This window comes from Pontibacter ummariensis (assembly GCF_900188175.1).
Classification (GTDB): Bacteria; Bacteroidota; Bacteroidia; order Cytophagales; family Hymenobacteraceae; genus Pontibacter; species Pontibacter ummariensis.
This window is the reverse complement of sequence record NZ_FZOQ01000003.1, coordinates 181,537-206,761: the sequence shown is the minus strand read 5'-3', so window position 1 is coordinate 206,761 and position 25,225 is coordinate 181,537. Positions and strand designations below refer to the sequence as shown.

Genomic DNA, 25,225 nt, shown 5'->3' with positions numbered 1-25,225 from the left:
CAGTAAAATGGCAATATTAAGTAAAGAAGAAGCTCAGGCGATACTGAAGAAAGCCCTGAGTTTTTCGAAGGCCGACGAGTGTGAGGTCACGCTTAGCGGCAACGTCGGCGGCAACATCCGCTACGCCCGGAATGAGGTGTCGACCAGTGGCGCCGAAGAAAACGTGTCTATGTCCGTGGAGTCTCGCTTCGGCAAGCGCTCAGGTGTGGCCACAATTAATGAGTTCGACGACAAGTCGCTGGAGAAGGTGATCCGCCGTTCAGAGGAGATCGCCCGTATCGCCCCGGAAAGCCCGGAGTACATCGAGTTATTGGGCCCTCAGACTTACATTACCACACGGGAGCACTTCGATACCACTGCTAAGATAGACCCGGCTTTCCGGGCCGAAGCAGCTGCCAAAAGCATCAAGGCCGCGGCAGACAAAGGCCTTACGGCTGCCGGCTTCCTGGAGCATTATACCCGGTTCATAGCTAAAATGAATAACAAGGGCCTGTTTGCCTACCACCCCTCTACAGTGGTGGACTTTTCAGTGACCATGCGTACAGAGGACGGCACCGGCTCAGGCTATGTAACGCAGGACTTTAGTGATTCCAGTAAGCTGGATACTGCTATCGCTTCGAAGATAGCTGCCGATAAAGCAGTAGGCTCCCGTAACGCGAAGGCACTGGAGCCTGGTAAGTACACTGTTATCCTGGAGCCAGCCGCCTCCATCGACCTGCTGCAAAACATGTTCTTTAACATGGACCAGCGCAATGCCGAAGAGGGCCGCAGCTTCCTCAGCAAAGCCGGGGGGCTGACGAAACTGGGCGAGAAGCTGGTGGATGAGCGCATCAACGTGTACTCCGACCCGACGAATCCGGAGGTACCCTCCTCTCCTTTTGCCGGAGACGGACGCCCCCAGGAGAAGATTACCTGGATCGACAAGGGCGTGGTAAAGAACATGTACAATTCCCGTTACTGGGCCGCCAAAAAAGGCGTGAAGGCTGTTCCTGCGCCAGGCAATGTGATCATGGCCGGTGGCAACGAGTCGTTGGAAGACATGATCAAGAGCACCAAACGTGGTATCTTGGTCACGCGCCTGTGGTACATCCGCACGGTAGACCCGCAAACGCTGCTCTACACCGGCCTGACCCGTGATGGCACCTTTTACATCGAGAACGGCAAGATCATGTACCCGGTAAAGAACTTCCGCTTTAACGAGAGCCCTGTGATCATGCTGAACAACCTGGAGGCGCTTGGCAAACCGCAGCGCATCAGTGGTAGCCTGATCCCACCGATGAAGATTCGCGACTTTACGTTTACGAGCCTTTCAGACGCGGTATAAAAGCTGTTGAGTTGTTCCCATAACTTCTGTCACCAGACAACAGGAGAGGCCTACTATGAATTAGTAACAGGTCTCTCTTGTTGTTCGGGATGGCAGTTGTTTTAATCCCTGCTTTCGACCTGTGCAGCCTTTTACCTTCGTTCGTTTACAATACCGCTCCGGCAACTGGGACACAGACCCGCGCATGCCCAGTAACCTGCTGCACTCGCTTATCCAATACACGACAGTACCGGTAGAGGAGCAGGAGAAAGTAGTGGCGCTGGAGAGTTCGGAACTGTTCAAATACCCTTTCAGCTACCTGAGTGGGCATAAACTGGTACAGTTTAACCAGAAAGAGCGGCAAAACTTCGAGACCTATGTGCGCAACGGAGGCTTTGTGTTCGTGGATGACTGCAACCACGACATCGACGGTCTTTTTGCGCGATCGTTCGAAGAGCAGATGCGGCAGATCTTTGGGCAAAGCGTACTGAAGAAGATCCCAAACAACCACAAGCTGTACAAGTCCTTTTTTACCTTTGAGGAAGGCCCTCCTACCACCTCTTTTGAGCTTAACGGCTGGGGCGATGACCTGGTGCACGACTACCTGAAAGCGATAGAAGTGAATGGCCGCATTGCGGTACTCTACAGCAACAAAGACTACGGCTGTGAGTGGGACTACGACTTCCGGAACAAGCGCTGGCTGGCCGAGGACAATACCAAGTTCGGTGTCAACATCATTATGTACGCTTTAACGAGTTGATGGGCAGGCCAAGACCTCACAGTGTGCGAAGCTCCTACAGGCTTCCAATCTTTAGAATCACAAGTCATCCTTAAATGACAGAACGAGACATACAAGCCCTGCTTAACAAATTGCCAAGGCTAAAGCAGGAGATACAAAAAGTAATCGTGGGGCAGGGAGAAGTACTGGACGAGGTGCTGATCACCTTGCTGGCTGGCGGCCATGGCTTACTGGAGGGCGTACCGGGGCTGGCAAAGACCTTGCTGGTACGCACGCTGAGCAATGCGATGGACCTGGACTTCCGCCGTATCCAGTTCACTCCGGACCTGATGCCTACAGACATCCTCGGTACGGAGGTGCTGGAAGAGGACCATGCGACAGGTAAGCGTTTCTTTAAGTTCAACGAAGGGCCTATCTTCTCTAACATCGTGCTGGCAGATGAGATCAACCGCACACCTCCCAAAACCCAGTCTGCCTTGTTGGAGGCCATGCAGGAGTATGAGGTAACCTATGCAGGCAAGACCTACCAGCTCCCACAGCCTTTCTTCCTGTTAGCTACTCAAAACCCGATCGAGCAAGCCGGGACTTACTCGCTGCCGGAAGCGCAGCTGGACCGCTTTCTGTTGTACATCAAAATAAAGTACCCCACAGAACAGGAGGAGCTAAACATCCTGGCCAATACCACGGGTACCCGAAAAGCACAGGTACAACCAAGCTTGACGGGTGAAGAAATTATGCTACTGCGGCAACTGGTAAGAGAGGTGAGCATCAGCGAAGACCTGCTGAGGTATGTTAACCGGATCGTTCGGGCTACCCGCCCTGACAGTACCACTGTTAACTTTGTGAAGACCTACTGCCGCTGGGGAGCAGGCCCAAGAGCCGGACAGGCGCTTATCCTGACGGCCAAAGCCCGGGCACTGCTGCATGGCCGCTTCGCCGTAACGGCGGAGGATGTTCGGGTAATGGCTTACCCTGTGTTGCGCCATCGGGTGTTGGTGAACTTTACAGCAGAGGCAGAAGGCATAACACCGGACAAAGTAGTAGACGAGCTGCTGGAAAGCATCACGCTGCCCAAGGCGGTGTTGGCTTAAGTACATCAAGTAAGAGACAAATGGCAAGCCCTTCTCACAAATTCATAGACCCGACAGTTCTCGCCACCATAAAAGACCTGCCGCTGCTAGCCAAAGTAGTAGTAGAGGGCTTTATGGCAGGGCAGAACCAGAGCTTGCGGCGTGGGGCAGGGTTGGAGTTTAGCCAGTACCGCAGTTACCAGCCGGGTGATGACCTGCGGCAGCTGGACTGGAAGATGTTTGCCCGCTCTGATCGCTACTATATTCGCGAGGCCGAGGTAGACACCAACATCACAGTGCGCTTTATTCTGGATGGCAGTGCGTCGATGGGCCACGAAGACCAGAACGGCATCAGCAAAATGGACTATGCCCGCTTCCTGGTTGCCTCGTTGGCCTACCTGGCTACCACACAAGGCGATGCTATAGGGCTATACGTGCTGCACGAGCATCAGCTTATCAACTTAACGCCCCGCTCCGATAACATGCACCTGCAGCGCTTCTGGCACCAATTAGCAGAGGTAAAGCCGCAGGGCAGGTTCCCGGACGCACAAATGGCTACGAACCTGCTGGCAGACCGACGGCAAAAGGAGCTGACCGTGTTTCTGACAGACCTGTATGAGCAGGAGGAAGAGATATCGGAGTTGCTCTATAAATTAGGGGCACAGCGCCATGAGTTACTTTTATTTCACCTGATGAGCCATAACGAGTTAGACTTTACTTACAGCGGCACGCTTACCTTTGAGGACCTGGAAACGGGGCAGACGATGCAGGTAAGTACTGGAGAGCAACGGAAAGCTTATCTGCAACGGCTACAGGAGTGGCTGGAGAAAACAGAAAGTAACCTGCGCAACCGCCAGATCGCCTACGACCGGTTTACCACGACAGCACCGCTCGATAAAGCCTTGCGCGCCTTTCTGCAAAAGCGACTGCTGTACGGATAGTCCGCTGCGGCATACTAACTCTAGCCATCCTGAACTTATCACTTCAAATACATTATTACGCGTTTATAATTGGCTTTCCTCGCACCATATTGGCTCTTGGCAGCATCGGCCGTACTCATCCCCATCACTATCCACCTCTGGAACAAGCGACAGGGGAAAACAGTAAAGGTGGGCAGCCTGCGCTGGTTGGAGGCTGCGGCCAGTAAGCGCTGGAGCCGTGTTAAACTTAACCAGCTGTGGCTACTGCTGCTTCGCTGCGCCATCCTCCTGTTGTTAGCTGTAGCACTGGCACAGCCCGTGTGGGTGCAGCAAGAACAGAAGGTTGCAGGACGAAAGGCTGTTTATATTGGGGAGGAGCTGCTTTATAGTTCCAGTCTAAAACCTCTCGTGCCTAGCATAAACAGCCTCTTGCGGCAGGGCTACACCTTGCATACTTACACGCCAGATTTCAAAGAGATCTCAACCGAACAGTGGAAAAAGCTGAGCGACAGCCCCCTAGACTCTATAGTCCGTACTAACAGCAACTACTGGAGCCTTTTAGCAGCTCTAGCTGAAAAGCACAAGTACCAACAGGATAGCGCCTGGCTCTTCACCTCAGACCAGCAGCGCTTTTTTAGGGGTGCCCGCCCTGCTAGTATGCTCGGCAATGTTCGTTGGGTGCCACTAGCCTCTGAGGCCTCCGCCGACTGGTTACAGCTAGCCGTACAAAGCGCCCCCGACAGCCTGCTTTTATTCCTGGGTAACAGCACGCGTGAGGGTAGTACCTATACACACCACCGTACGGCCGCTTCTGCAAGAAGCGTTAGCCTGAGAACAGGTGTTATGCAGTTGCAAAAAAGAGGGGACACTTTACAGGCTATGGTAGGCCCTTACATCAGTAAGGTAAAGATACAGAAGAAGCCGCTGCAGGTAAGCCTGCTGGCAAACGAGGCGCAGCAGGAAGAAGTAAAGCACCTGCAGGCGGCATTAGGGGCAATTAGCAGCTATACGGGCCTTCCTGTTCAGGTTACTACCCAACCTGACTCACTTGCCGATTGGGTGTTCTGGTTACAGGAAGAGATGGTGCCGGAAAGCTTGATGCAGCGGGTCGCGCAGGAGGGAACTACCTTGTGGCTTCAACCTGGGGCAACCCCCATAGCGACACAGACAAGAATGGCAACCCCCACAGGCGCAACTGCCAGAATACACCTGCTAAACAGTTTACCTGCGCCAGGCGAGGAGGCAAGAACGATCTGGGCAGGCATGAACAGCGATCCTTTGCTTTCCGTGAGACCTTACGGCAAGGGCAATGTCTACCAGTTCAGAAGCGGGTTTAGCCCAACCTGGAGTGAACTGGGGCAGAGCCCTCAACTACCTGAATTATTACTCCCCCTGCTGTTTGCGCAGCCCGAGGTCGGTTTTCATGATCTACGGGCACTGGATGAGCAGCAGCTCCTGCCGAGCAGAAGAACAACACTTGCTGCTCCTGCAACACCTGCAGCGAAACGACAGCACCTGTTACCTTGGTTTGTGCTGGCTGCGTTTGTGCTGTTTTTAACGGAAAGGATCAACGCCGGAAGGCGCAGCAAAGAATAAGCATGGCAACAGAGCAAAGTATACAGACTCTCCGTCGGATTCGCCGCCGCTATGTACAGGCAAAGCTATGGCTTTATGCCTTGCAAGCAGCAGCAGCCATGGTGGTGGGTATCGTTGTCCTTTACAGGTGGGGGTTTGAGGCTCCTGTACTGGCTTTTACAGCTGTGTCTCTCACTCTAGGAGCAATCTTGTACCTAGCCTTGCGCTGGAGGCAAATCAACAAGACAAGCCTGCAGCAGGTCGCACGGCATTTAAACCGGCAGTACCCTCAACTGGAAGACAGCGCTGAACTGCTGTTGCAGGAGCCTCACAACCTGCTCCAACGTCTGCAGCAGCAAAAAATAGCCTCTACTTTACAGGAGCTCCATCCGGAAAAGGAAAAGACCTATGCCCTGCGCCCTGCACCCTCTTACCTGGCACTCGGGTTAGCCCTGGTACTTTCCGCCGGCATCCTTTATTTGCCTGCCGCCCCCCTGGTTCCGGGGTCCTCTCCTCCTGAAATGAAAGTGGCTTTTCCTGATGCGCCGGCTCCTGCGGGAGACACCGCCACGGTGATAGAAGGCGTAGAGGTAAGCATTACGCCACCAGCGTACACAGGAAAGAAAGCTTACCAGGCCGACAACTTGAGTTTACGGATAGAAGAAGGCGCCAATGTTACCTGGCGGGTACGAACGAACAAGCCGGCCCATGCTTTACAGCTGGAGCTAAGCGGAGAAACTCCTGAGGACTTTACAGTAAAAAAGAACGAGTACACCTTCTCTCGTCGCTTTACCACGCCTACTCTCTACACCATTAACCTAAACGGAAAGCAATCCGCTTTTTATACCGTAGAGCTTGTTCCGGATGAGGCACCTCTTATTCAGCTCGAAAGGCCGGAGCAGTACACTGAAATACGCCTGGGCGAGCCGCAGCGGGTAAAGCTCCTGGCGCAGCTTTCCGATGACTATGGCATCCGGGATGCTAACATGGTCGCAACGGTTGCGAAAGGCAGCGGCGAGGCCGTGAAATTCCGGGAAGAAAAGATCAAGCTGGACCTGAAAGGTAACTCCCGCAGTTATAAAGTCAGTCAAACCCTGGACCTGCAAAAGCTGGGCATGAGCTTTGGTGATGAGCTTTACTTTTACCTGCAGGCCTGGGATAAGCAGCAGGGCTACACCCGCTCTGATGTTTATTTTGTGCAAATAGAGGATACCACCATTGTAGAGGCAGCCTTTGACATGTCGATGGGCGTGAACCCTGTGCCCGAATACTTCCGGAGCCAGCGCCAGATCATCATCGACACAGAAAAGCTAATAAAGGAACAGAACAGCATCAGCCGGGCGGAGTTTGAAGAACGGTCAAACAACATCGGGGTAGACCAGAAACTACTGCGCCTGCGCTACGGTAAGTTCTTGGGAGAGGAGTTTGAGAGTGGTATTGGGCCAGGGGGCGGCATTCCAGAAGGAGAGGAGGGGCACGAGGAGGCACAGCACTTCTCCGGCGACGGCCATGATCACCCGGAATTCGAGGATAAAAACAGCCCGGATGCCCTCCTATCACCCTACATGCACAAGCACGACCAGGAGGGAGAAGCCACCATTTTTGAGCCCGCTGTGAAAGCCAAACTGAAAGGGGCTCTTGCCCAGATGTGGGAAGCAGAGTTGCGCCTGCGCACGCACAAGCCCAAAGAAGCATTGCCTTACGAGTACAAGGCACTCCGCATGCTGAAGGATGTACAACAGAGCACCCGCGCTTACGTGGCCAAGACAGGTTTCGAGGCCCCTCCGCTAAAAGAACCTGAGCTCCGCTTAACAGGAGAACTGCATAAGATTACGCCCCCCTCAGAAAAACAGCAAGTAGAGAAAAAACCTCAGTTTCCTCATACCCGGGCAGCCCTTAACTGGTTGGAGGGCTACAAGCAGCATGGCCAGTATAAGCAAGCCGATGCACAGGTACTGGAGCGGGCAGGGCAGGAGTTGGCACAGCAAACACTCAATAGGCCGGGAGGCTACCTGCGGCCCCTACAGGACCTCCGTACTCTCATCTCGGACATCCAAAGTAAAAAGAAGCTGTGCGCAACATGTTTGGCCAGTGTAGAGCATGCCTGGGCTACTCTTTTACCTCCTACTGCACAGACGCCACAGCAAAAGACAACTTCCCGCAGCCAGTTATCGAGAGAATACTTTAAACAACTAAACCAGCCGTAAGACGTGCCACAGTATCTACACCCTTATTTACCCTGGCTTTTAGCTTCCCTGGCGGTCCTGTTGCTGGCATGGCTGACTTGGCGCAGACCTAACCGGCAGCGATTGGGGTGGCGCCTGCTTGCGAGTGTGGTAGCGGGCATCAGCCTGGTGTTACTGGTCTTTCCGCCTACCCGGCAACAGGCCATTCGCCCCTCATCGGCTATCCTTCTAACAGAAGGCTATGACGCAGACACGCTGGAGGCATTGTTGAACAATACAGAGGCCAGGACTGAAGTGTATGCTTATAAACTGCACCAGGAGGGCGCTCCCGCTGTACCAGATCTCGCTACCTGGAAGCAAGAACAACCCGGTTTGCAAACAGTACACCTGTTAGGCTACGGACTGGAAGAACATGAACTAGGCACCTTAGAAAATATTAGCGTTGTGCCCCACCTTAGCCCTTTGTCGACTGGCGTAACAGCTGTTCGCTGGCCCGAGCACATGCGGTTGGGAGAGGCACTTGTCGTAACAGGAAAGTATAAGAACGCAACAGAGGTGGATGCATGGCTTTACTTACAGGCAGCAGGCAGCCTGCAGGATTCTGCTCTAATTAAAGCTGATACGACACAGGCTTTCGCCCTGCACTATACACCCAAGCAGGAGGGCCGGTTTACGTACACCCTGCTAAGGAAAACAGGGGAGAAGCAGGACACCTTAGGACAGATACCGCTTCAGGTAGCACCCTTACAGAAACTGAATACACTCCTTTTAGCCGCTGCCCCATCCTTTGAGTTCAAGTTTCTGAAGAACCACCTGGGAGAACTGCAGCACGGTGTAGCCTTACGAACTCAGGTGAGCAAGGGTATCAGCCAAAGTGAGTGGGTTAATATGCCGAAACAGAACCTGGGCCGTGTTACCCCAAGGCTACTACAGGCGTTTGATGTCGTGATTACCGAACCGCAGGCACTGCAGGATCTGAGTTCTGCTGAACGGGTAGCACTGGAAAGAGCTGTTCGGGAAGAAGGCCTAGGTGTGTTGACGCTTGCGAATGAGCCTGGTAATAGCCCTCATACAGCCTTTTTCACTGCTTTTGAAGGGAAGCGCCTATCACAGGGCCCTCGCTCTGTTCAAGCCTCCTGGGATGGTATAACCACTACGTTAACAACTGGGCCTTACGCCTTAACAGGAATAAAGTCGACAACAGGCTTAGTAGAGGAGTCTGGCGAGAACCTCCTGGCCGTACTGCGACAGGAAAGCTGGGGAAAAGTAGCCTTAAGTGTGGTTCCGGAGACGTTCCCCTGGCAACTGGAAGGTAAGGAGGAGGTGTATGCCGGCTATTGGGCTAACTTACTTTCAGCGGTAGCGAAGCTAAGTGTGCAGGAGAAGTTTTGGAGGGTAGGAGACCCGCAAATGCCCCAGGCAGGCAGGCCCATGCAGCTTTTCTATACTGACTACACAGCCAAAACTAACACAACAGCACCTACTGCTACTGTTAGCGCCCTCAACGGCTCCACCCGGAACCGACTTGCTCTTGCACAGAGCCTTACGCAGCCAGAGCAGTTTAGCGCCACGTACTGGCCCCAGCATAGTGGCTGGTACTCCGTTCAGGCTTCTGATAGCGCACCTTTTTACTTCTTTGTGCAGGATACCTCCGCCTGGCCTTTCGAAAACAGGCTGGCACGGCGGCAGGCTGTACAACATTACGCCGCAAGGCAGAAAATGGACAGCACTCCTGATACCCCTGTAGCCTTTGAAGAGGAGCCAGTGTCCGTACTCTGGTTCTTTGCCTTGTTTGTACTGAGCAGCAGCTTTCTTTGGCTGGAAGAGAAGTTTTAGAAAAGTAGGCTGAGAAGCCTAAAGTTTCAACTGAAACTGAGGTGCCCTTGTAACGAGACAGGAACCCAGGAAATCCGTGGGGATAAGACAAGAGGGCTGCAGAATAACTTCTGCAGCCCTCTTGTTGTTGTCTCTTCTTGTCTTGACTACTTATTGGGGCACGATGCTACACAACTTACCAAACCCACTGCGGACAAATTACACGACGGTTATTCAACACCTTAAAGCCAATGACTATCTCATGGGTACCGGCGCTTACCTGGTTTAAGTCTGACAGCGTGTAGTCGTAAGAGTAGGAGACATCCAGCAGAGGACTCACATAAACACCGACCATGCCCACCAGGGCATCCTTGTGCCGGTAGCCAGCCCCTACCCAAAACCGTTCATCATATAGCACCCGCATACTGGCATCGATAGAGGCTGGGCTAGGACTTGCCAGCTTTAACATCACGCTTGGAATTACATCAAGTTCTTCGGTTGGTTCAAAACGGTAACTAGCTGTAGCGAAGTAATGTCTTTGCAGGCCCAGGTTTGCTTCATCGTCCGGCGTTATGCCTTCATCCAAGCTCCCGGCATCCTCCAGCAGCTGTGCGCCGGCTACTCCTACCGAGAAGTTGCGGGAGTACACCCAAAACCCGAGGTTAAGGTCCAGCATGGTGTTTCTGATGTTTCCGCCACCTATCAGCGGATCATTATCATTGCCAAACTCAAGCTCGCTGGCGTTAATAGAGTTTCTTATCAAGCCAGTAGATACGCCAGCCGACACATTGATCTTGGTCGTAATGGGCAGGTGGTAGGCGTACGACACACTAAGGCCCGTACGGCGTAAAGGGCCCGTCTCATCAGTATGAAGGATGGCTCCCATGCCATGATGTGCCAATGCCCGATGGTACTTGTTCCCCGAGGCCCCTTTGTTTAATGGCGTGTGCGCTGACACATAGTAAGTTGTCGGAGCCCCCTCCAGCCCCACCCACTGCCTGCGGTGGCCCACCCTCAAATCTGCGTAATCCTCAATGCCAGCGATAGCCGGGTTCAGCAGAAAGCCATTCAGCATGTATTGGCTATACTGCGGGCGCTGCTGAGCCCGCACTTGCGTGGTAATGGCAAAGCATAAAAGTATTATAATTAGTATAAGCGACTTGTTCATGTCTTATCGGATAATAGTCACGTTGCCAGAAATCGGCTCCTCATCTGTACTACGGAGATAAATGAGGTAATAGTAAGTGGCTACAGGTAACTCCTTTCCATTGTGTGTACCGTCCCATGGCACACCATAGCCTTTAGAGCTGTACACTTTGTTACCCCATCGGTTAAAGACCTCCACGCGCATATCAGGATACGTCTGGTAGTTCTCTATCTCCCATATCTCATTCACATTGTCACCATTCGGGGTAAAGGCATTTGGCACCTTGATAGCTGGGATCACCTCTACGGTTACACTGGCCGTATCCGTACAGCCTTCCTCGGTGGTAACCGTCACCGTATAGGTCGTCGTCTTCTCTGGCTTTGCAATCGGGTTCTTTATGTTCGGGTTGTTGAGGTAGTCAATCGGTTCCCAGCGATAGGTAACCCCGCCAGATCCTCTTAGCTCCACTGTCTGCCCCGAAATGATCGTTACATTCTTACCAGCCCCGGCCTCCACGGCTACCACCGTCACGGTGGCCGGGGTGCGGGCAGCACTGGCGCATTCCTGCTCGTTCACGGCCTCCACATAATAGGTAGCCGATTGTGTTACATTGTCTAGAGTAAACTCAGGACCTATAAAAACCGGAGCCCCTCCTGTAGACGAAGTATACCATCGGTAGTCTGACGCAGTCGGATTGGCTACCGCCAGAGTAACAGATCCATTCTCGCAGGCCGTTGCGTTACGTGTTACCAGGCTAGGTGAAGCTGGAATAGGCAATACCGTTACATTCACAACCTCGGAAGTATCTGAGCAACCACCAGAGAAAACGACTCTGCGGAACCAGGTGTCTCGTTGTAAAGCCGCTGGCGTATAGTTTTGCCCATCATTGGTCCCGGCCGCCTGCACGAAACCTGCATTAGGCCCTGTGGTACTGCTTTCCCATAAATAAGTATAACCGCCGGCCCCATCTGTAGGCGTACTGCCTGTAATTTGTGCGGCTACCTGACCTGTACAAACAGCTGTCTGGGTAGCCACGATGGTGTTGTTACGGACAGCCGGGCTGACTTGGATTTCTAAAGCGGCACTGGTATCGGCACCACAGGCAGCAGAAGTGACTATGCGGCGGAACCAAGTAGTACGGGTAAGGGGACCAGGAGAATAACTCTGGCCATTGCTTGTACCTGGGGCTTTCGTAAAGCCAGCATTCGGTCCTGTGGTACTTCTCTCCCAAACATAGGTATAGCTTCCGCTACCGCCTTCAGGCGTTGACCCGGTCAGGATGCCAGGTGTAGTACCTGTACACACATCTGGCTCGTCTGCGCTGATTGTATTATTCGCCAGTTTCGGATAAACGGTAACCCGAACTGCTTCTGAGTAGGAAGTACAGCCTCCTGAAGTAACCGCACGCCTGAACCATGTTTCCTGCTCCGTTAAGGTACCCGCCGGAATCGTATAGTTCTCTCCGTTGTTGGCTCCTGGAGCACTGGTAAACCCTTCCTCTGCCCCATCTGTACTGATCTCCCACATATAAGTATAAGGAGCTCCGCCACCGCCTGTAGGGCGGGAGCCAATCAAAGTAGCAGGGGTATCGCCTTCACAGATCTCCTGATCCGACTCGACCGTGTTGGCGCTGGCTGGTATCGGATCAACAGCGAGAATGGCAACCACATTGCTGGTATCAGCAGAGCAACTACCGGAGTACACCAAGCGCCTGAACCAGGTATCGCTGTTAATTGGTGCTGTTGGTGTATAATTCACCTCGTTGTTTACTCCGGGTGCTGCTGCGAACCCAGCAGAAGGACCAGTCGTGCTTATTTGCCAGCTGTAGCTATAAGGCACACTTGTGTCGCCTCCAGAAGGGGTACTTCCTGTCAGCGCAGGCGGCACTTCTCCCTTACAAAGGGTCTGGACCTGCTCTCCTTCAATGGTGTTATTCGTTACACCCGGCACAACTTCTATGGCGATCGGAGTACGAGGGCTAATACACACCACGCTGTTTGCCGTGTCTAAAGCAGCAACATAATAAGTTACATCTTCGGTCAGGGCCGGTGTCGTGAAAGAAGGGCCTGTAGCAATGGGGGTTGCCTCTGGAAGATCGGAATCAAACCAAACATAGATCGGTCCTCCTCCCGAAGGCGCCAGCCTCACGGTTTCTCCTGCACAGGCGGTAGGTGGCGCTTGTACTGTAGGCGCAACGGGCTGCTGTAGTATCACTACTTCCTGCACCGGTGCCGGCTGCCCTTGGTAAATCGCGTTAGAGCTACCACACTCATTCACCGCTTCTACCCCAACCGTGTAGGTGCCAGGCTGATTAAAGTCATATTCAAAGCTAAAGGTATCCGAGTTAAACGTTTGCGTCGAGACAGTAGCGCCGCCACGCTTGATTGTAACGGTTACCGTCACGTTCTCGCCCAGGTTCTTGTCGACCATTATACTGCCGGCACTGCCTCCGCCCGGCCCGCCGCCTCCGCCTCCAGGGATTCCTCCTCCGCCACCAGCTCCACTACTGCTATACTCTACCGTGGTAGGGCCACAATAGGTAACACTGGCAGGAACTTGTACCTGTGGCCAGCCGATCACAATACTCTGTGAAGTAGTATCGGAGCCACAGCCGTTCTCCACAATTAACTCGACATTGTATACCCCTGATTCGGTAAACCTAAAGACAGGGTCGGGCGAGGTTAGGGTTCCAGACTCTAGTTGATACCCTTTATCGGGTTGTATAGCCCATTTATAGGACAAACCACCTCCTGTGGAACTGTCTGTTGGGGTTACAATAACGGGCACACAAGGGGGCACCTGGTCCTCCTCGGCCCGCTCTTTTTTATCCAGTGAGAAGTTAGCTTTCGGTTCCTGACTGTATTTAAACACTTGCGTGGTCGTAACCTCACAGCCATTTGGCCCGGCCGCTGTCATGGTAATCGTATAGTTGCCTAAGGTATCATAGGGGGTTGGGCTTTTTACAGGAAAAGCCTCTGGGCGGTAGGGCTCTGCAGGCTCGCCTTTCCCCCAATCAATCCAGTAAACATCAATTTCGTCCTTAAACTCCTGGGCTGTTGTGTTTCGGATAGTAGCATAAACAGTTGTGTCCTGTGGGCTCACCGAATCCGGCAAACACACCTGGAAATCATTCTCCTCCTCATCCTCAAAAGAGATCTCAGGTTTCTGTCGTACTCTAATGACTTGCGTTACGGTATCTGAAATACACCCGCTGCGTGTGCCAAATACCTTTACCGTGAATTCCTCCGTGCCAATACCAGTTGAAGTATAAGTATGCGTAACAGTTGTTCCTCTGCCCACAGCACTGTTATCTCCAAAATTCCAGATGTAGTTAACGTTATCCTCCGGGCTGTTTATAAAGAGCTCCAACTCTTCCCCGGAACAGGGTTCACCGGTTGGGCTAACAGTGAACAGGGGCTGTATAGGCCTATCGCCCTGCACTGTTATAACGTTTGAGGTTATAGCGCCGCAACTAGGGTCAGTACTGCTACTTGCCACCACTCTGTACTCCCCTGGAGTTGTAACAGTATAGGTAGAGCCGCCATCAGCACCCGTAATGCTCACCCAGGCGGCATTTTCATTGTCCCGCCTTTCCCAAATCCAGGAGTCAGCGTTGAAATCGTTTTGGCTTTTAAGCTCTACTTTCCCCACACATAGATTTCGGGTCTGTTGCCCCTCGATCGTAAGGGAACAGGCATTAGACTGAGCGTAGAGGTTGTGGCCCACTAGCAAACACAGCAAGAGCAGTGGCACACACAGATGCTTTGGTAAAAGAAGCTGCATTAAGTTGGAGTTAAGGATAAAATTTCGGTAAACCGTCACTCAATATAACGACTTACCTATATATTATGTTTACAACTACCCTGTTTTGCACCGCTTGTAGGAGGCAACATGGGCGAATCGTACCGGGTGGAGGTTACGTTTAGCAGAACCTGACAAACTAAAATAAGTGCATCCGCCCAATACCTCTATTGCTAATTGCTATAAAAGGTTGCGTCGATGTCCCCATTTAGCAAAGAGCAAATTAGTAACGAACGGAGAGGGGCCTAAATTGTATCCGAAGAACATCAAACAGAGCAACTTATAAAGCAAAGGACAGCCTGTTACTTATAGTGCAGGGAGGTTGCTGCTTAGCGCATGATTATGCTTTAAAGGAGAGGAAATTAGCACTAAGCCAAGTAACAGGAAACGGGTTGGCTGTTGAAAAGCAGGCAAGCCTGCAACACTAGCAGCTATTTACAACTGCGCTAAACGGCTATGTAGAAAAGAAAACGGGAGAGGTACTTTTACAGCTGCTATCTCCTCCAAAGGCTACTCTCTGGGGACAGGTTAGCCGCTCTTGCTTCACGCAAGGAAAACGACCAGACTTGCCACAGCCTGGCTGGCCAAGGACTACCAACCTTGTTAAAAGCTAAACTGGGCTTCGGTTAGGTTTCACCAGTGCTGTACGAGCACCACCCGAAAGCACTAAACTGCTTCCGGCACTCTTTCAGGGCTAGGGTCCTTCACTAAAGCCTGCTCAGGCACACCTGCACTTACTTTTTGAAAAGGGGTCGCTTCCCTATTGAAAACAGGGGCTGCTTTTTGTTGTTTCAATGCATCCTCCTGTAAGAGCATGATTGTAAACACGGCTAATGCAAGTAGTATGATAATTCCGCCAGAGACAATCCAAAAAGTAGCGACCATATGCTAAGGTGTTATTAGTGTGCAATGTAGTGATAAAGGACGTAGCCTCCAACCATCAACAGACAGTTAGTACCTTGTTAAAGTTCTACAAAGGTAAAATTTTCTAGAAACCCTTTGCTTTTTAAGCTGCTTACCTCTTACCACTTCTCTTACTAGCCGAAATAGTCTTCCACAGCTTATCCTGTTGTGTTTTGGTTGCCTCTCTACCTTGGAGGCTGGAAAACAGGGGAGCCCCTGAATCTGATGTTTATACAACAAAGTCTTACACTTACGCGGTTATGCTTTCAGACGAGAAAAAGCAGAATAATTACACTCCTCGTGATCTTGTTTTCTTGCACCGGCAATAGATAAGCATTAAAGAAACAGAATGCACTAGGATATCTGCTTCCTTGCTTCCTCAGACCCCTTATGCCCTAATATAATAAAACTTTTCCAATAAGCTATATAACTCAAAAAAAATATTTCCTCTTAAATATGATACTAGGTTCTAAAAGCAAGCGCCCTGGTAGTAAGCTCCTCTTAAGCTTGGCGCAGCAGTGAGGGACATGTACTCAGAGAGCTTTTACACCACAGTGCTCTCTTGCTTGACGCCCGTATAACAAAAGAGGAGGCTATCCCTTTTGGGGATAGCCTCCTCTTTTGCATTATTGTTAACTCTATCGTTGTACGACGCTTACCACGTTGAAATCGCCAATTTGCGTAACAACTGCATTGTTGCCACTGCTCAGTTGCAGAATACCTGCTACGTTGCCAACTCCCCACTGGCCAATGTATGCCACATTGTCTGTCCCGAACTGACCAATAGCCCCAACGTTCAGCTCGCCGTACTGTTCTATCTTGGCCCAGTTATCAGCACCTTCCTGCACAATGAAAGATGCATTTAACATCCCTTCCTGGTACTGAATAGCCCACTGGTTATCGCCGGACTGTGCGGCAGTGGCCATGTTACTGTCCCCATACTGGCCCTGCCAGGCAACTTGGTTCATACCGTCTGCTTGCTCCACAAAGGCATAGTTGTCATCTCCCCACTGGAACTGCTCACTGGAGCCGCTCTCTGTTCCAGCACCCTGGTAGTTCTCTGCCACGTTACCGTCGCCATACTGCTCCACATAAGCCCAGTCTACTGCTCCGGCCTGCTCCACCATGGCCGTGTTAGAGCCGCCATACTGGTACACCTCTGTGACGCTCTCTACTGAACTGGCTGTTTGGCTTACTTCAGCAACGTTATCGCTGCCAAGAAACTGCTCAATCTGAACATAACCATCGGCTCCTGCCTGCATCAAGCTGAGAGTGTTAGACTCCTGTCCCTGGTACAGCATGGCTGCGTTCCCTTCGCCCGACTGCTCTACCATAGCCTTGTTCCAAGCTCCTTCCTGGTCCACTAGCACGTCGTTACCCATGCCTGTCTGCGTCACTTGAGCAACTTGCTCCCTATCACGCTGCACTACCATGGCTTTGTTCATACCAAGCTGGTCGACCTGTGCCATGTGTCCTGTACCAGTTTGATCAACAGTTGCCTCGCTCTGGGCCATTACAAAAAAGGGCGTAAGCAGAGCGACAAAAGAAAGGTTAAGCTTTTTCATAGTTTGCTTATTAAAATAGTTAAAAAAATAAATATATAATTATAGATATAAATCTGAATAAAAAAGGCCTAAAAACAGCTCTAAGAGCTTAAAATGCGCTACCTTATGGCTCTCCCCTTATACCAATGCTCCCCTGAGAATGTTATAAATTTTTTATTGTTTTTAATAAAGCAAGGAGTAGACTTTTAATAGGAAGTGCATGAAAAAGAAAAGACTACAAGGCAATATTATAGGTATAACTTTATAAACTCTGCCAGGTAAAATATGGCTATTTAGAACTTAGCCAGCACCTTACAGCCTTTTCCTTTTCTAAGACTCTTTAACTTTACCGGCAGGCATATAGCTTGCCGCTTAAGAATAGAGAAGAACAAGCATAGCTGCCAAGTGCCCTTAGACACAGAGAGCAGTAAAGGCAGAGAGACAGGTAATATACCTCGAACGTTCTGTCGCTGGAAAAGCAATTGTTAGGGACAACAGGGGCATAAAAGAAAGAACCCTTTGTAGGCCTAGGCCTACAAAGGGTTCTCTTATCTGAGGTAGACCTGAGCTCTGAAGTATCGAACTTTTTACACAAAGATTTGACTGCTATCTCGGAGCGTTACCATTCATTTTGTGAATCTTAAAGTTTGCTTGAAATACACCAAGGCAAGGTGTAGGATTTCAGCTGAAGATATTTAAGGTTTTCTGCCTTTGCTATATACCACGTTAGCTCAGGTATGCCTCACACAACTTTATAAAGGATACAAGCCTAACTTTATTTATTAGCTGTTACCGTAAAACCTGTTGATTTTGACTTCCACTCTTCAGTCGCCGCTTTCAGATCTTTTTTAAACTGGCTGTTCTGAAAGTATGACTTGAGCATGCGGTGGGCCACCAGGCGAGCTGCCTCGTTGTCACTGGGGTAGTGGATCCCCATAATCTCCCTTGACCGGCGAATTTCGTCTGCAAGCGCCAAAAACTCTTTCCGCTTTTCAGGGATAACCTCGCTCCACACGTAGGCCTGCAGGTAGGCCCACATGGTATGGCCGCTGGCAAAGGCCGGGGAGCCGATCCTGCCCATGGCCTTCATTGACGGTTCCAGGTGGTAGGGCCGGGGACGGAGCTGTCGATGCTTTATGGTGAACTCCATCACGCGCATGTCGTGCATCACGCCCTGCAAGAGCTTAGTTATGGCAGGAAAGTTTTCTGCCGTGGACCATGGGCCCAGCACTTCCCTGCCCTCGAAGAAAAGGTGCTCCAGGTTTTCTTTATAGAAGGGATGAGAGGGCATCTGGTTCACTTGTGGCCAGTAGCCGATGCGGCCGAGGTAATCCACCCGCTTCTCCTGCTCAGGCGTGCGCTTTGCCTGCAACTCCAGCAGGTAATCCAGTTCTGCCCTTGTCTGCTCGGAACTGTTGGCCGGGGCTTTTACGCTCTGGCTGATTGTGTGCAGTTGCGCCGCAGTGAGGTAGTGGGGCTGCACCAGTAGAAAGGTGATGGAGCTACCAATCTCGGCATCCGGGTATCGGACAGTATCCATCCAGGCGCACTCCGGTGCCGGTGCTGCGCTTAGCCTTTGGAGCGCTTTATAGTGGTCTGAAACAGGCTCCTGCCTGTGCTGGGCCGCAGCAGCGAACCAGATGAGCATTAACGGTAGTAAAAGAAATTTTCTCATTGTCTTGATAACTTTTAAGGTTGAAAATCGCCACCAAGACGAAGAGGCTGCCGAAAAGATGCAGCCCTGCCGAAAAATCAATGCCTGTGCTTTTTGTCAAATTCTTGAAGCGCCACACAAGTAGGCTTGGCCGCGAAGCCGGTTACCCTTCCCGAGACATCGAGCTCCAGGTATAGACACTCCTGCAAAAGATCCTTAACTTTTTTGCGCGAGCGCTGCACCCTTGATTTTGCTGTCGACAATTCCAGGCCCAGGCGCTGTGCAATTTCCTTCTGGTCCACCCCGTCTAGGTCCAGTTGCAGGGGACGGGCGTACATCTCAGGCAGGCAACAGAGCAGTGGCCTGATGTAGTCTGACATGCTTTCATAGACATCGCTGCTTTCGGCAGGTGCCTGGGGATCAGTTATGGTTTCATAGCTTTCTGTTTTGCTTTCCCGGCGGTAGTGGTCCACGATGGTGTTGCGGGACATCTCGAAGAGCCAGGAGCGCTTGTTTTTTACACCACTGCGGGTGTGGCAGAACCTGTATACTTTCAGGAGCACCTCTTGTGTCAGGTCCTGAGCCAGCGCCTCGTTCTTTACGCGCTTCAGTATATAGTCATGAACCATATCCTTGTACTCCAGCCAGAATGCCGGCACATTACACTTTGTTTCCATCTTTCAGGTCTTTTGGTTACTCCTCCATTAGTCTATTCCCACTTTACTGCTTCTTCTCTCAAGCAGCACCGTGTCGCGCCACTGACCGTTCAAACAGGAAATCTTCTCCCGATAGCCGATCATACGAAAGCCACACTTCTTCTGGAGGCTTACACTGGCTGCGTTCTCCGGGAAAGTGGAGGAGTACAGGGTCCAGATACCGTTTACCTCACTCTCCTCAATGAGGTGCTGCATCAGCAGGCTGCCTACTCCTTTCCCGCGATTTGCACGACCAACGTAAATGCTGAATTCGGCCACTCCCCGGTAGCAGTACCTGGAGGAGACCGGAGAGAGGGCTGCCCAACCCTGAACGTTACCATCCTGTACTGCCACCAGGCGGCTGTGGGACAGGTGCCCCATGTCCCACTCCTGCCAGGAAGGAACCGCTGTGTTGAATGTGGCTTGCCCGGTTGCAAGACCCTCAGCATAAATTCTCAGCACTGCCTCGGAGTGCTCCGAAAGCATTTCTATTACTTCGATCATAACTTCATAAAGTAGGTAGTCAAGCTGCTGAAATACCTAGTCCTGATACGAAACCACTGTACAACAACTCTTTTTGACTGCAACAAGCCTGTCGGAGAAAAGAGCAGGATTTCGCAGGTAGGTAGTTAAGAACACAAAGGTAAGCACAACGATGGGTTGATACAGATACTCCGGGGCATGAATGTCAGTGGCGATGGCCCCACCCAGGTAACTGCACAGCAACACAAAGCCAAATCCCATAGTGCGCGGGTAAATATAAAGCATAAAAGCGATCAGCTCCATGTATCCGAACAGCCGACCAAACTCGGCTATGCCCAACACCTCAAATTTAGCAGCGATGTAAGGAATGAAGAAGATCTTGGTGAGGCTGCTGAAGGCTAGCAGGAAGTAGGTACCCGCTGTGATGGCGGTTACCAATGGTTTCTTGACAACTAGCATGGTATTCTATTTCTTCAGAGTCAGCGAATGCTTGCTTTTCACTTCCTCGATCTCGGCTTTCATGGCAGCATAGTCAGCGTTGAATTTCTTGCTTTTCATCAGCTCAGCCACGAATTGTTTGGCGAACGCCCTGCCGGCTTCAGAATCACTGGGGTAGTGCACGCCCCGCACCTCACGGGAAAAGGCAAGATCATAAGCATTGCGCAAAAACTGCTCTCTATACTCCGGTAGCAGGTTGCTTAGCAAATAAGCATGCACGTGTGAAGCAGAAGAGTGTCCGCTAGGGTAAGAGGCATGGCCGGGAGCTTCCAGGTTCTTCAGGCGGGGCTCCAGGTGATAAGGTCTGGCACGGTTAAACTGCGCCTTCAGCGAAAAAAAGTAAAAGGTGGCATCCTGAATTACGTTCTGCAGCACTCGGCTTGTCACCGGCAATTGCTCTGGACTAAACCATACACCAAGGTTCCGGCCAACATAGAACAGGCTGCTCACGTTGCGGGGGTAGTCAGGGTCGTTGGGATTCACAGTAAACGGGTCATGGTACACGATGGCCAAGGTGTCTGTTCTGGCCTCGTCTTCTGCTGTTCGCTTTTCCTGCAGTTCCAGGAGGAAGTCGAGTTCTTTGCGGGTCTGCTCCGAGCTGTTGGCCGGGTAGGGCTGTATTTTGAACGCCTCCACCGGAACATCGAGGTAGACGGTGCGCATCTTCAGGTAGGCACCACGTCGGAAATCTTTTTCAGGAAAGGCGATCGTTTCCAGATCGGCGTCCCTGGCCGTGGCGTCTGCTGAACTTATTGTTTTATAGTGATCGGAAGCTGGAGAGACTTCTTTAAACAGCGTGCTCTTGTCCCGGCTGCTTTGGGCAAGCGAAGCCAGGCTTGTAAGTAAGGCAACAAGCAGCAGACAAAGGGGTACGTAACTGTTTTGATTCAGCGGCAACTTCGTTTCTTTCTGGTAGACGCAGGTGGCATTTGGCTCCTGATGGTCCGGCGTTTGCTGAGCGGTGGGATTAACTTTCTGTTCTTGTCGCCACTGAGCTACTTGGCGGGGAGTGGCGTAGATGTACATTGGTTCCATTTTTATGTCTTTTGGTTGTTTTTTGTTCTTTTTACAACCTGATGACGGAGAGCGAGGCCAAAAGACGCAGGATGGATTAAATTATTTTGCTCGGTCTAGGCGACCTATACTGTTGACATAAAGGTGAGCGGAACAGACGCTCATGAAACGATATCAGCCGTGGACAAAAAGCGGTTTTATACTTCATCATTGTGAAGCACTTTATTTTTTACAGGAGAAGAGAGTATAATCGAAGTTGTTGGCTCTCCGTACTCCATCAACTTGTTGATAAGCTCTTCCAGGTGCAACGGACTCTTCATGGCGCACTTCATCACCAGGCACTCATTGCCCGTTACCCGGTGGCACTCCAATACTTCAGACAAGTAAGGCACAAGGGCGAGAAAAGCATTCAGTTTCCCTGAGTGCACCTTCAAGGTTACAAAGGCCATGAGCGGCAGGCCAATTTCGGCTAGGTTCAACTCTGCCCGGTACCTCTCAATTAGTCCACGCTCTTCCATGCGGCTTATACGCTCAGCCACGGCTGGAGCAGAGAGCCCCACCTCACGCCCGATTTCTACATAACTCAGCCTCGCATTCTGCTGCAGCAACTTTAAAATAGACCAGTTAAGCTTATCCATTACAATGTTAAGTACAGTGTCATTATTTCCTTGTTTTGTAAGGCCAGGGGTACAAAGATCAAAAGATTCCAAGGTGAGTTCAAGCAGTCTGCTCCGTAATTTTGCGCAAACAAAACCCAAACGATATGACGACAAGAATCTTAGCATCCGGAGCAGGCAGCACGCCTTTCCAACGCCTTTTGGGCCACAGCCCGTCCTTGCTTCAGGACTGGGGAGCTTTGGAAGAGACTTTTTACCAGCGAACAGCGCTTGACGCAGAACTGCTCGAGCAGGTACGCAGGGTATTGGCTCATGGTAATAAATGCGCCTACTGCATGGCAAATGGAAAACCAAGGCAGGAAGACCTAAACAAGCGGGAATCGCTGGCTACAGCCTTTGCCGAACTGTTCCTGCTTGACCACCTGAGCATCAGCGACGGGCATTTTGATGTTTTGAGGGAGGCTTTCTCGGAGAAAGAAATACTGGAGCTCTGTGCCTTCATTTGTTTTACTACGGGCTCACAGCGGTTGGGTGCTATACTAAACCTGAGGCCTGAGGCATAGAATGTTTTGGTTTGATTAAGCACACAAGAAGATCTATTTTTAGCCTTTGCCTAGAGCATGCACATGTGCTGAAGAAAACTACTTAAGCTATACTATGGAAAAAATTAAGAAAGTACTACAAGGAATAGACACCGTTATCGTGCGTGTGTCTGACATCAATAGATCTAAGCAATGGTACCAGGAGAAACTTGAACTTATGCTGGTTTGGGATGACCCTGCCATAAACCTGGCGGTATTGGACACAGGCAGTCCAACGAGTTTAACCCTTTGGCAAACGGATAAAGAGATCAGAAACAGCAGAGAAACCGCATCATACCCGATCTTCAGAACTCAAGATGCCAAACTAGCTCATCAAGAGTTTCAGGACAAAGGTGTGGAAGTTGGAGAAGTGATAGCAGATGGGGCGGTGAAGTACTTTTTCTTCTATGACCTAGATAGAAATGTGTTGGAGGCATGCCAAGTTCACAATTGATAACTGGTGATGCTGTCGCAAATGAAGTTACTTCTACGCCCTGTGGCGATAGCAGTTGTCTCTAGTGGAGAAGCCAACCCGACAGACTTGCCCATTTCTGGTGAAAAGTAGTGCAAAGAGTTAACCGAAGGAGAAAGTACCGACTTATCGAACTAAAAAAGCCGCTTCATTTAATATGAAGCGGCTTTTTGCTGAGGTAGCGGGGACAGGACTCGAACCTGTGACCTTTGGGTTATGAGCCCAACGAGCTACCAACTGCTCCACCCCGCACTGTTATGATGATGCAAAAGTATACTTTTAAATTTTACCTTGCAAGCTATACTTACCAAAAGCAGCAAAAAAAGTTACCTTTTCTTAAAACTTACTGGTTATCCCAAAATGAATCTTCGAATACTTAAAAGACAAGGGTTGTTGCTCTGATTTTCCCAAAGAGTAGACCAACTGAAAGATACCGGCACCTGTACTGAAACTAATGCCCCCGCCCAGCCCTAAAGGATAACCGCTTGCTTTGACCTTCTCCAGATCACTCCGATAATAAGCCTGATCATAGAATAGCAGCACATAAGAGTCCGCAGCTGTAAAGAGCCTGTACTCGAGTGTACCCACGCCATAGGAAGAGGCATAGAAGAAATAATCGTCGAAGCCACGCAACGAGGACAGCCCTCCAATCCGGTACATGTCGTTGAGGAAGATCTGATCGTTCAGCAGGGCCTCGCCGCGCAAGCGGGCCAGCAGGGCGCTGTTCTGGCCCAACCTAAAAAAGCTTTCGACCCGAACGCCCAAACTCAGCTGTGTTGTTTTTAGCTGTAGCGTTTCATAAAAGCTCTTCTCCAGGCCAGGGCTGCGGAGCAGCTTTTTGTTACCAGCGGCAACCTGTAACTCAACCAGTCGCCCGCGCCTCGGAAAGTAAAAGTCATCCAGGTTATTCCAGAGGTAATTCAGGCCATAGGTGTTCGTTTGGGCATCTGCCAAATCCAGCCGCTGCAGGCTCTGCACATTGGCCGAGGACAACGTGCGGGAGTTCCGCCATTCTGTAAACACGCTGAACTTTCCGTACTGGAGTGTATAGTAGGCCAGCTGCAGGCGAGGCTGCACTGTAATAAAAGAAGAGTCTTGTTTAAGCAGATTGAATTTTGCACCAAGTTCGAAGGGTGTGCCGAGCAGATTTGGGTGGAGGTACTCCCCATTCAGAATCACAGAGCCCTTGTTTACCCGCCGCCACTGCAGGCCCAGCTGCTTGCCTGTGCCTTTAATGTTCCGGATGTTCAGGTTTGCCTCTCCCGTTACGAGCAGCTTATCACTCCGGGTGGGATTAGGCAGAAAGCCCACTACACCATCCACCTGGTTGGCCTGCCTGTCTTCCAGAAAGTAGTACACCTTCGCCTTGTCGCGGACAAAACGCACCTGTGGGGCACGTGTCACTTTTACATAAGGTAGTTGAGAGAGCATGCGCTGCGAAGCATCTATCTGGTCCTGATTGTAAGGCTGGCCAGGTAATAGTTGCAGGTAGCGCATCAGAAACTTCTGCTGCGTTTTGGTCTCTCCAACTACCTCCAGCGAATCATAGGTTACCAAAAAGGCTTTCTCCACTAGTAGGGCTGCCTCTATCTGATTGCCCTCAATCCTGATGGAATCAAGCCACACCGAGGCAAAAGGATAGCCATTGCGCTCTGCATAATCCAGGATACGTTGCTGCAGCTTCACGTACTCGGCGGGTTCAAAGGGGGCACCCAGATAAAACTTCTCCCGAAAGCCGGATTCCACTAAGATTCCCTCGCTCAGGTTGCCGTTGCGTAACCGGGCCCATTTAAAGGGCTGCCCTACATGCAGTTTCACGTGGAGCGTATTGCCGGAAAAGGACAGCGTGTCTGCGGACGCCAGGAGGTAGGAGTCCTGCTGCAGGCGGTGCACCAAGGCCTGCACCTCTTTACGGGCCGCTGCAGAGTCGGGGAGGGAGGTGCGGTAACTGTACTGCCGTAGTACTTGCTTTCCTGCTGCATCCAGGGCTTTTATGGAAAGCGTCACTTCCTGCTGTACCTTTGCTACTGTGCCCGTAGTGCCAGCCTCCGGCCTTACCGGCTGGTTCTGGGCTTGTGCAAAGGACTGCCACAGCAGGACACAAAAGACAAAGGCAGCTATTTTGTACATTTGCAGTGAAATTCTATTCCGTTCTTTTTTGTTGCTAACAGCAGCGTCTACCAAAACAAAGGTAGCTGAACACTAGCG

The 25,225-nt window shown here is 51.2% G+C and carries 19 protein-coding genes and 1 tRNA gene; 9 read left to right on the top strand and 11 right to left on the bottom strand.

The window, feature by feature from the left end:
* The first annotated feature begins 7 nt into the window (after nucleotides 1-7).
* The 7 genes from CHB92_RS04955 to CHB92_RS04925 all read left to right on the top strand — a co-directional run bounded on the left by CHB92_RS04955 (nucleotide 8) and on the right by CHB92_RS04925 (nucleotide 9,629).
* Entirely contained in the window at nucleotides 8-1,324 is a 1,317-nt protein-coding gene (locus tag CHB92_RS04955) for a TldD/PmbA family protein (RefSeq protein ID WP_089318074.1), read from the top strand.
* A gap of 121 nt (nucleotides 1,325-1,445) precedes the next feature.
* Entirely contained in the window at nucleotides 1,446-2,063 is a 618-nt protein-coding gene (locus CHB92_RS04950; protein ID WP_089318073.1) for a DUF4159 domain-containing protein, read from the top strand.
* Between the two features lie 74 nt (nucleotides 2,064-2,137).
* Nucleotides 2,138-3,133: an AAA family ATPase gene (locus CHB92_RS04945; RefSeq protein WP_089318072.1), complete on the top strand. Its 996-nt coding sequence runs from the start codon at nucleotides 2,138-2,140 to the stop codon at nucleotides 3,131-3,133.
* Nucleotides 3,134-3,153: 20 nt separating this feature from the next.
* Complete coding sequence (locus CHB92_RS04940) at nucleotides 3,154-4,053, top strand: DUF58 domain-containing protein (protein WP_089318071.1); 900 nt, start codon at nucleotides 3,154-3,156, stop codon at nucleotides 4,051-4,053.
* A 69-nt stretch (nucleotides 4,054-4,122) separates the two neighbouring features.
* Entirely contained in the window at nucleotides 4,123-5,628 is a 1,506-nt protein-coding gene (locus CHB92_RS04935) for a BatA domain-containing protein (RefSeq protein ID WP_089318070.1), read from the top strand.
* A 2-nt stretch (nucleotides 5,629-5,630) separates the two neighbouring features.
* Nucleotides 5,631-7,814 carry a DUF4175 family protein gene (locus CHB92_RS04930; RefSeq protein WP_089318069.1) on the top strand — a complete coding sequence of 728 codons (2,184 nt, stop codon included), beginning with the start codon at nucleotides 5,631-5,633 and terminating at the stop codon, nucleotides 7,812-7,814.
* 3 nt (nucleotides 7,815-7,817) lie between these two features.
* Nucleotides 7,818-9,629: a hypothetical protein gene (locus CHB92_RS04925; protein WP_089318068.1), complete on the top strand. Its 1,812-nt coding sequence runs from the start codon at nucleotides 7,818-7,820 to the stop codon at nucleotides 9,627-9,629.
* Nucleotides 9,630-9,804: 175 nt separating this feature from the next.
* Here the strand turns inward: CHB92_RS04925 and CHB92_RS04920 are convergent, their stop codons facing one another.
* From CHB92_RS04920 to CHB92_RS04875, 9 genes are all read right to left on the bottom strand, one after another.
* Nucleotides 9,805-10,776 (bottom strand): PorP/SprF family type IX secretion system membrane protein, encoded by a 972-nt coding sequence (locus CHB92_RS04920; protein WP_089318067.1) that lies wholly within the window; start codon nucleotides 10,774-10,776, stop codon nucleotides 9,805-9,807.
* A 3-nt stretch (nucleotides 10,777-10,779) separates the two neighbouring features.
* Nucleotides 10,780-14,508, bottom strand: a complete 3,729-nt coding sequence (locus tag CHB92_RS04915) for an Ig-like domain-containing protein (protein WP_179222955.1) — start codon at nucleotides 14,506-14,508, stop codon at nucleotides 10,780-10,782.
* 1,589 nt (nucleotides 14,509-16,097) lie between these two features.
* Nucleotides 16,098-17,024 carry a hypothetical protein gene (locus CHB92_RS04905; RefSeq protein ID WP_089318064.1) on the bottom strand — a complete coding sequence of 309 codons (927 nt, stop codon included), beginning with the start codon at nucleotides 17,022-17,024 and terminating at the stop codon, nucleotides 16,098-16,100.
* A gap of 754 nt (nucleotides 17,025-17,778) precedes the next feature.
* On the bottom strand, nucleotides 17,779-18,678 hold the full coding sequence (locus CHB92_RS04900; protein WP_089318063.1) for a phosphatase PAP2 family protein: 900 nt from the start codon (nucleotides 18,676-18,678) through the stop codon (nucleotides 17,779-17,781).
* A gap of 77 nt (nucleotides 18,679-18,755) precedes the next feature.
* On the bottom strand, nucleotides 18,756-19,334 hold the full coding sequence (locus tag CHB92_RS04895; RefSeq protein WP_089318062.1) for a sigma-70 family RNA polymerase sigma factor: 579 nt from the start codon (nucleotides 19,332-19,334) through the stop codon (nucleotides 18,756-18,758).
* A 27-nt stretch (nucleotides 19,335-19,361) separates the two neighbouring features.
* Nucleotides 19,362-19,856: a GNAT family N-acetyltransferase gene (locus CHB92_RS04890; RefSeq protein WP_089318061.1), complete on the bottom strand. Its 495-nt coding sequence runs from the start codon at nucleotides 19,854-19,856 to the stop codon at nucleotides 19,362-19,364.
* A 36-nt stretch (nucleotides 19,857-19,892) separates the two neighbouring features.
* Nucleotides 19,893-20,294 (bottom strand): hypothetical protein, encoded by a 402-nt coding sequence (locus CHB92_RS04885; RefSeq protein WP_089318060.1) that lies wholly within the window; start codon nucleotides 20,292-20,294, stop codon nucleotides 19,893-19,895.
* Between the two features lie 6 nt (nucleotides 20,295-20,300).
* Nucleotides 20,301-21,368 carry a phosphatase PAP2 family protein gene (locus CHB92_RS04880; RefSeq protein WP_089318059.1) on the bottom strand — a complete coding sequence of 356 codons (1,068 nt, stop codon included), beginning with the start codon at nucleotides 21,366-21,368 and terminating at the stop codon, nucleotides 20,301-20,303.
* Nucleotides 21,369-21,544: 176 nt separating this feature from the next.
* Nucleotides 21,545-21,985, bottom strand: coding sequence for an Lrp/AsnC family transcriptional regulator (locus tag CHB92_RS04875; RefSeq protein WP_218824231.1), 441 nt, complete (start codon nucleotides 21,983-21,985; stop codon nucleotides 21,545-21,547).
* Nucleotides 21,986-22,110: 125 nt separating this feature from the next.
* Here CHB92_RS04875 and CHB92_RS04870 point away from each other — a divergent pair, with 125 nt between their 5' ends.
* The gene (locus CHB92_RS04870; RefSeq protein ID WP_089318058.1) at nucleotides 22,111-22,527 is read left to right on the top strand and encodes a carboxymuconolactone decarboxylase family protein; all 417 of its coding nucleotides are present in this window, start codon (nucleotides 22,111-22,113) and stop codon (nucleotides 22,525-22,527) included.
* Between the two features lie 94 nt (nucleotides 22,528-22,621).
* Nucleotides 22,622-22,999 carry a VOC family protein gene (locus tag CHB92_RS04865; protein ID WP_089318057.1) on the top strand — a complete coding sequence of 126 codons (378 nt, stop codon included), beginning with the start codon at nucleotides 22,622-22,624 and terminating at the stop codon, nucleotides 22,997-22,999.
* Between the two features lie 197 nt (nucleotides 23,000-23,196).
* Here CHB92_RS04865 and CHB92_RS04860 read toward each other — a convergent pair.
* Both CHB92_RS04860 and CHB92_RS04855 read right to left on the bottom strand, forming a co-directional pair.
* Nucleotides 23,197-23,269: transfer RNA gene (locus CHB92_RS04860), tRNA-Met, on the bottom strand.
* Nucleotides 23,270-23,353: 84 nt separating this feature from the next.
* The gene (locus CHB92_RS04855; RefSeq protein WP_144266269.1) at nucleotides 23,354-25,147 is read right to left on the bottom strand and encodes a POTRA domain-containing protein; all 1,794 of its coding nucleotides are present in this window, start codon (nucleotides 25,145-25,147) and stop codon (nucleotides 23,354-23,356) included.
* Nucleotides 25,148-25,225 lie beyond the last annotated feature (78 nt).

Bases quoted from the DNA above. Each gene is read 5' to 3' on its own strand.
- CHB92_RS04955 (WP_089318074.1), top strand. From the start codon at position 8: ATGGCAATATTAAGTAAAGAAGAAGCTCAGGCGATACTGAAGAAAGCC.
- CHB92_RS04945 (WP_089318072.1), top strand. From the start codon at position 2,138: ATGACAGAACGAGACATACAAGCCCTGCTTAACAAATTGCCAAGGCTA.
- CHB92_RS04940 (WP_089318071.1), top strand. From the start codon at position 3,154: ATGGCAAGCCCTTCTCACAAATTCATAGACCCGACAGTTCTCGCCACC.
- CHB92_RS04930 (WP_089318069.1), top strand. From the start codon at position 5,631: ATGGCAACAGAGCAAAGTATACAGACTCTCCGTCGGATTCGCCGCCGC.
- CHB92_RS04920 (WP_089318067.1), bottom strand. From the start codon at position 10,776: ATGAACAAGTCGCTTATACTAATTATAATACTTTTATGCTTTGCCATT.
- CHB92_RS04905 (WP_089318064.1), bottom strand. From the start codon at position 17,024: ATGAAAAAGCTTAACCTTTCTTTTGTCGCTCTGCTTACGCCCTTTTTT.
- CHB92_RS04900 (WP_089318063.1), bottom strand. From the start codon at position 18,678: ATGAGAAAATTTCTTTTACTACCGTTAATGCTCATCTGGTTCGCTGCT.
- CHB92_RS04895 (WP_089318062.1), bottom strand. From the start codon at position 19,334: ATGGAAACAAAGTGTAATGTGCCGGCATTCTGGCTGGAGTACAAGGAT.
- CHB92_RS04890 (WP_089318061.1), bottom strand. From the start codon at position 19,856: ATGATCGAAGTAATAGAAATGCTTTCGGAGCACTCCGAGGCAGTGCTG.
- CHB92_RS04885 (WP_089318060.1), bottom strand. From the start codon at position 20,294: ATGCTAGTTGTCAAGAAACCATTGGTAACCGCCATCACAGCGGGTACC.
- CHB92_RS04880 (WP_089318059.1), bottom strand. From the start codon at position 21,368: ATGGAACCAATGTACATCTACGCCACTCCCCGCCAAGTAGCTCAGTGG.
- CHB92_RS04875 (WP_218824231.1), bottom strand. From the start codon at position 21,985: ATGGATAAGCTTAACTGGTCTATTTTAAAGTTGCTGCAGCAGAATGCG.
- CHB92_RS04870 (WP_089318058.1), top strand. From the start codon at position 22,111: ATGACGACAAGAATCTTAGCATCCGGAGCAGGCAGCACGCCTTTCCAA.
- CHB92_RS04865 (WP_089318057.1), top strand. From the start codon at position 22,622: ATGGAAAAAATTAAGAAAGTACTACAAGGAATAGACACCGTTATCGTG.
- CHB92_RS04855 (WP_144266269.1), bottom strand. From the start codon at position 25,147: ATGTACAAAATAGCTGCCTTTGTCTTTTGTGTCCTGCTGTGGCAGTCC.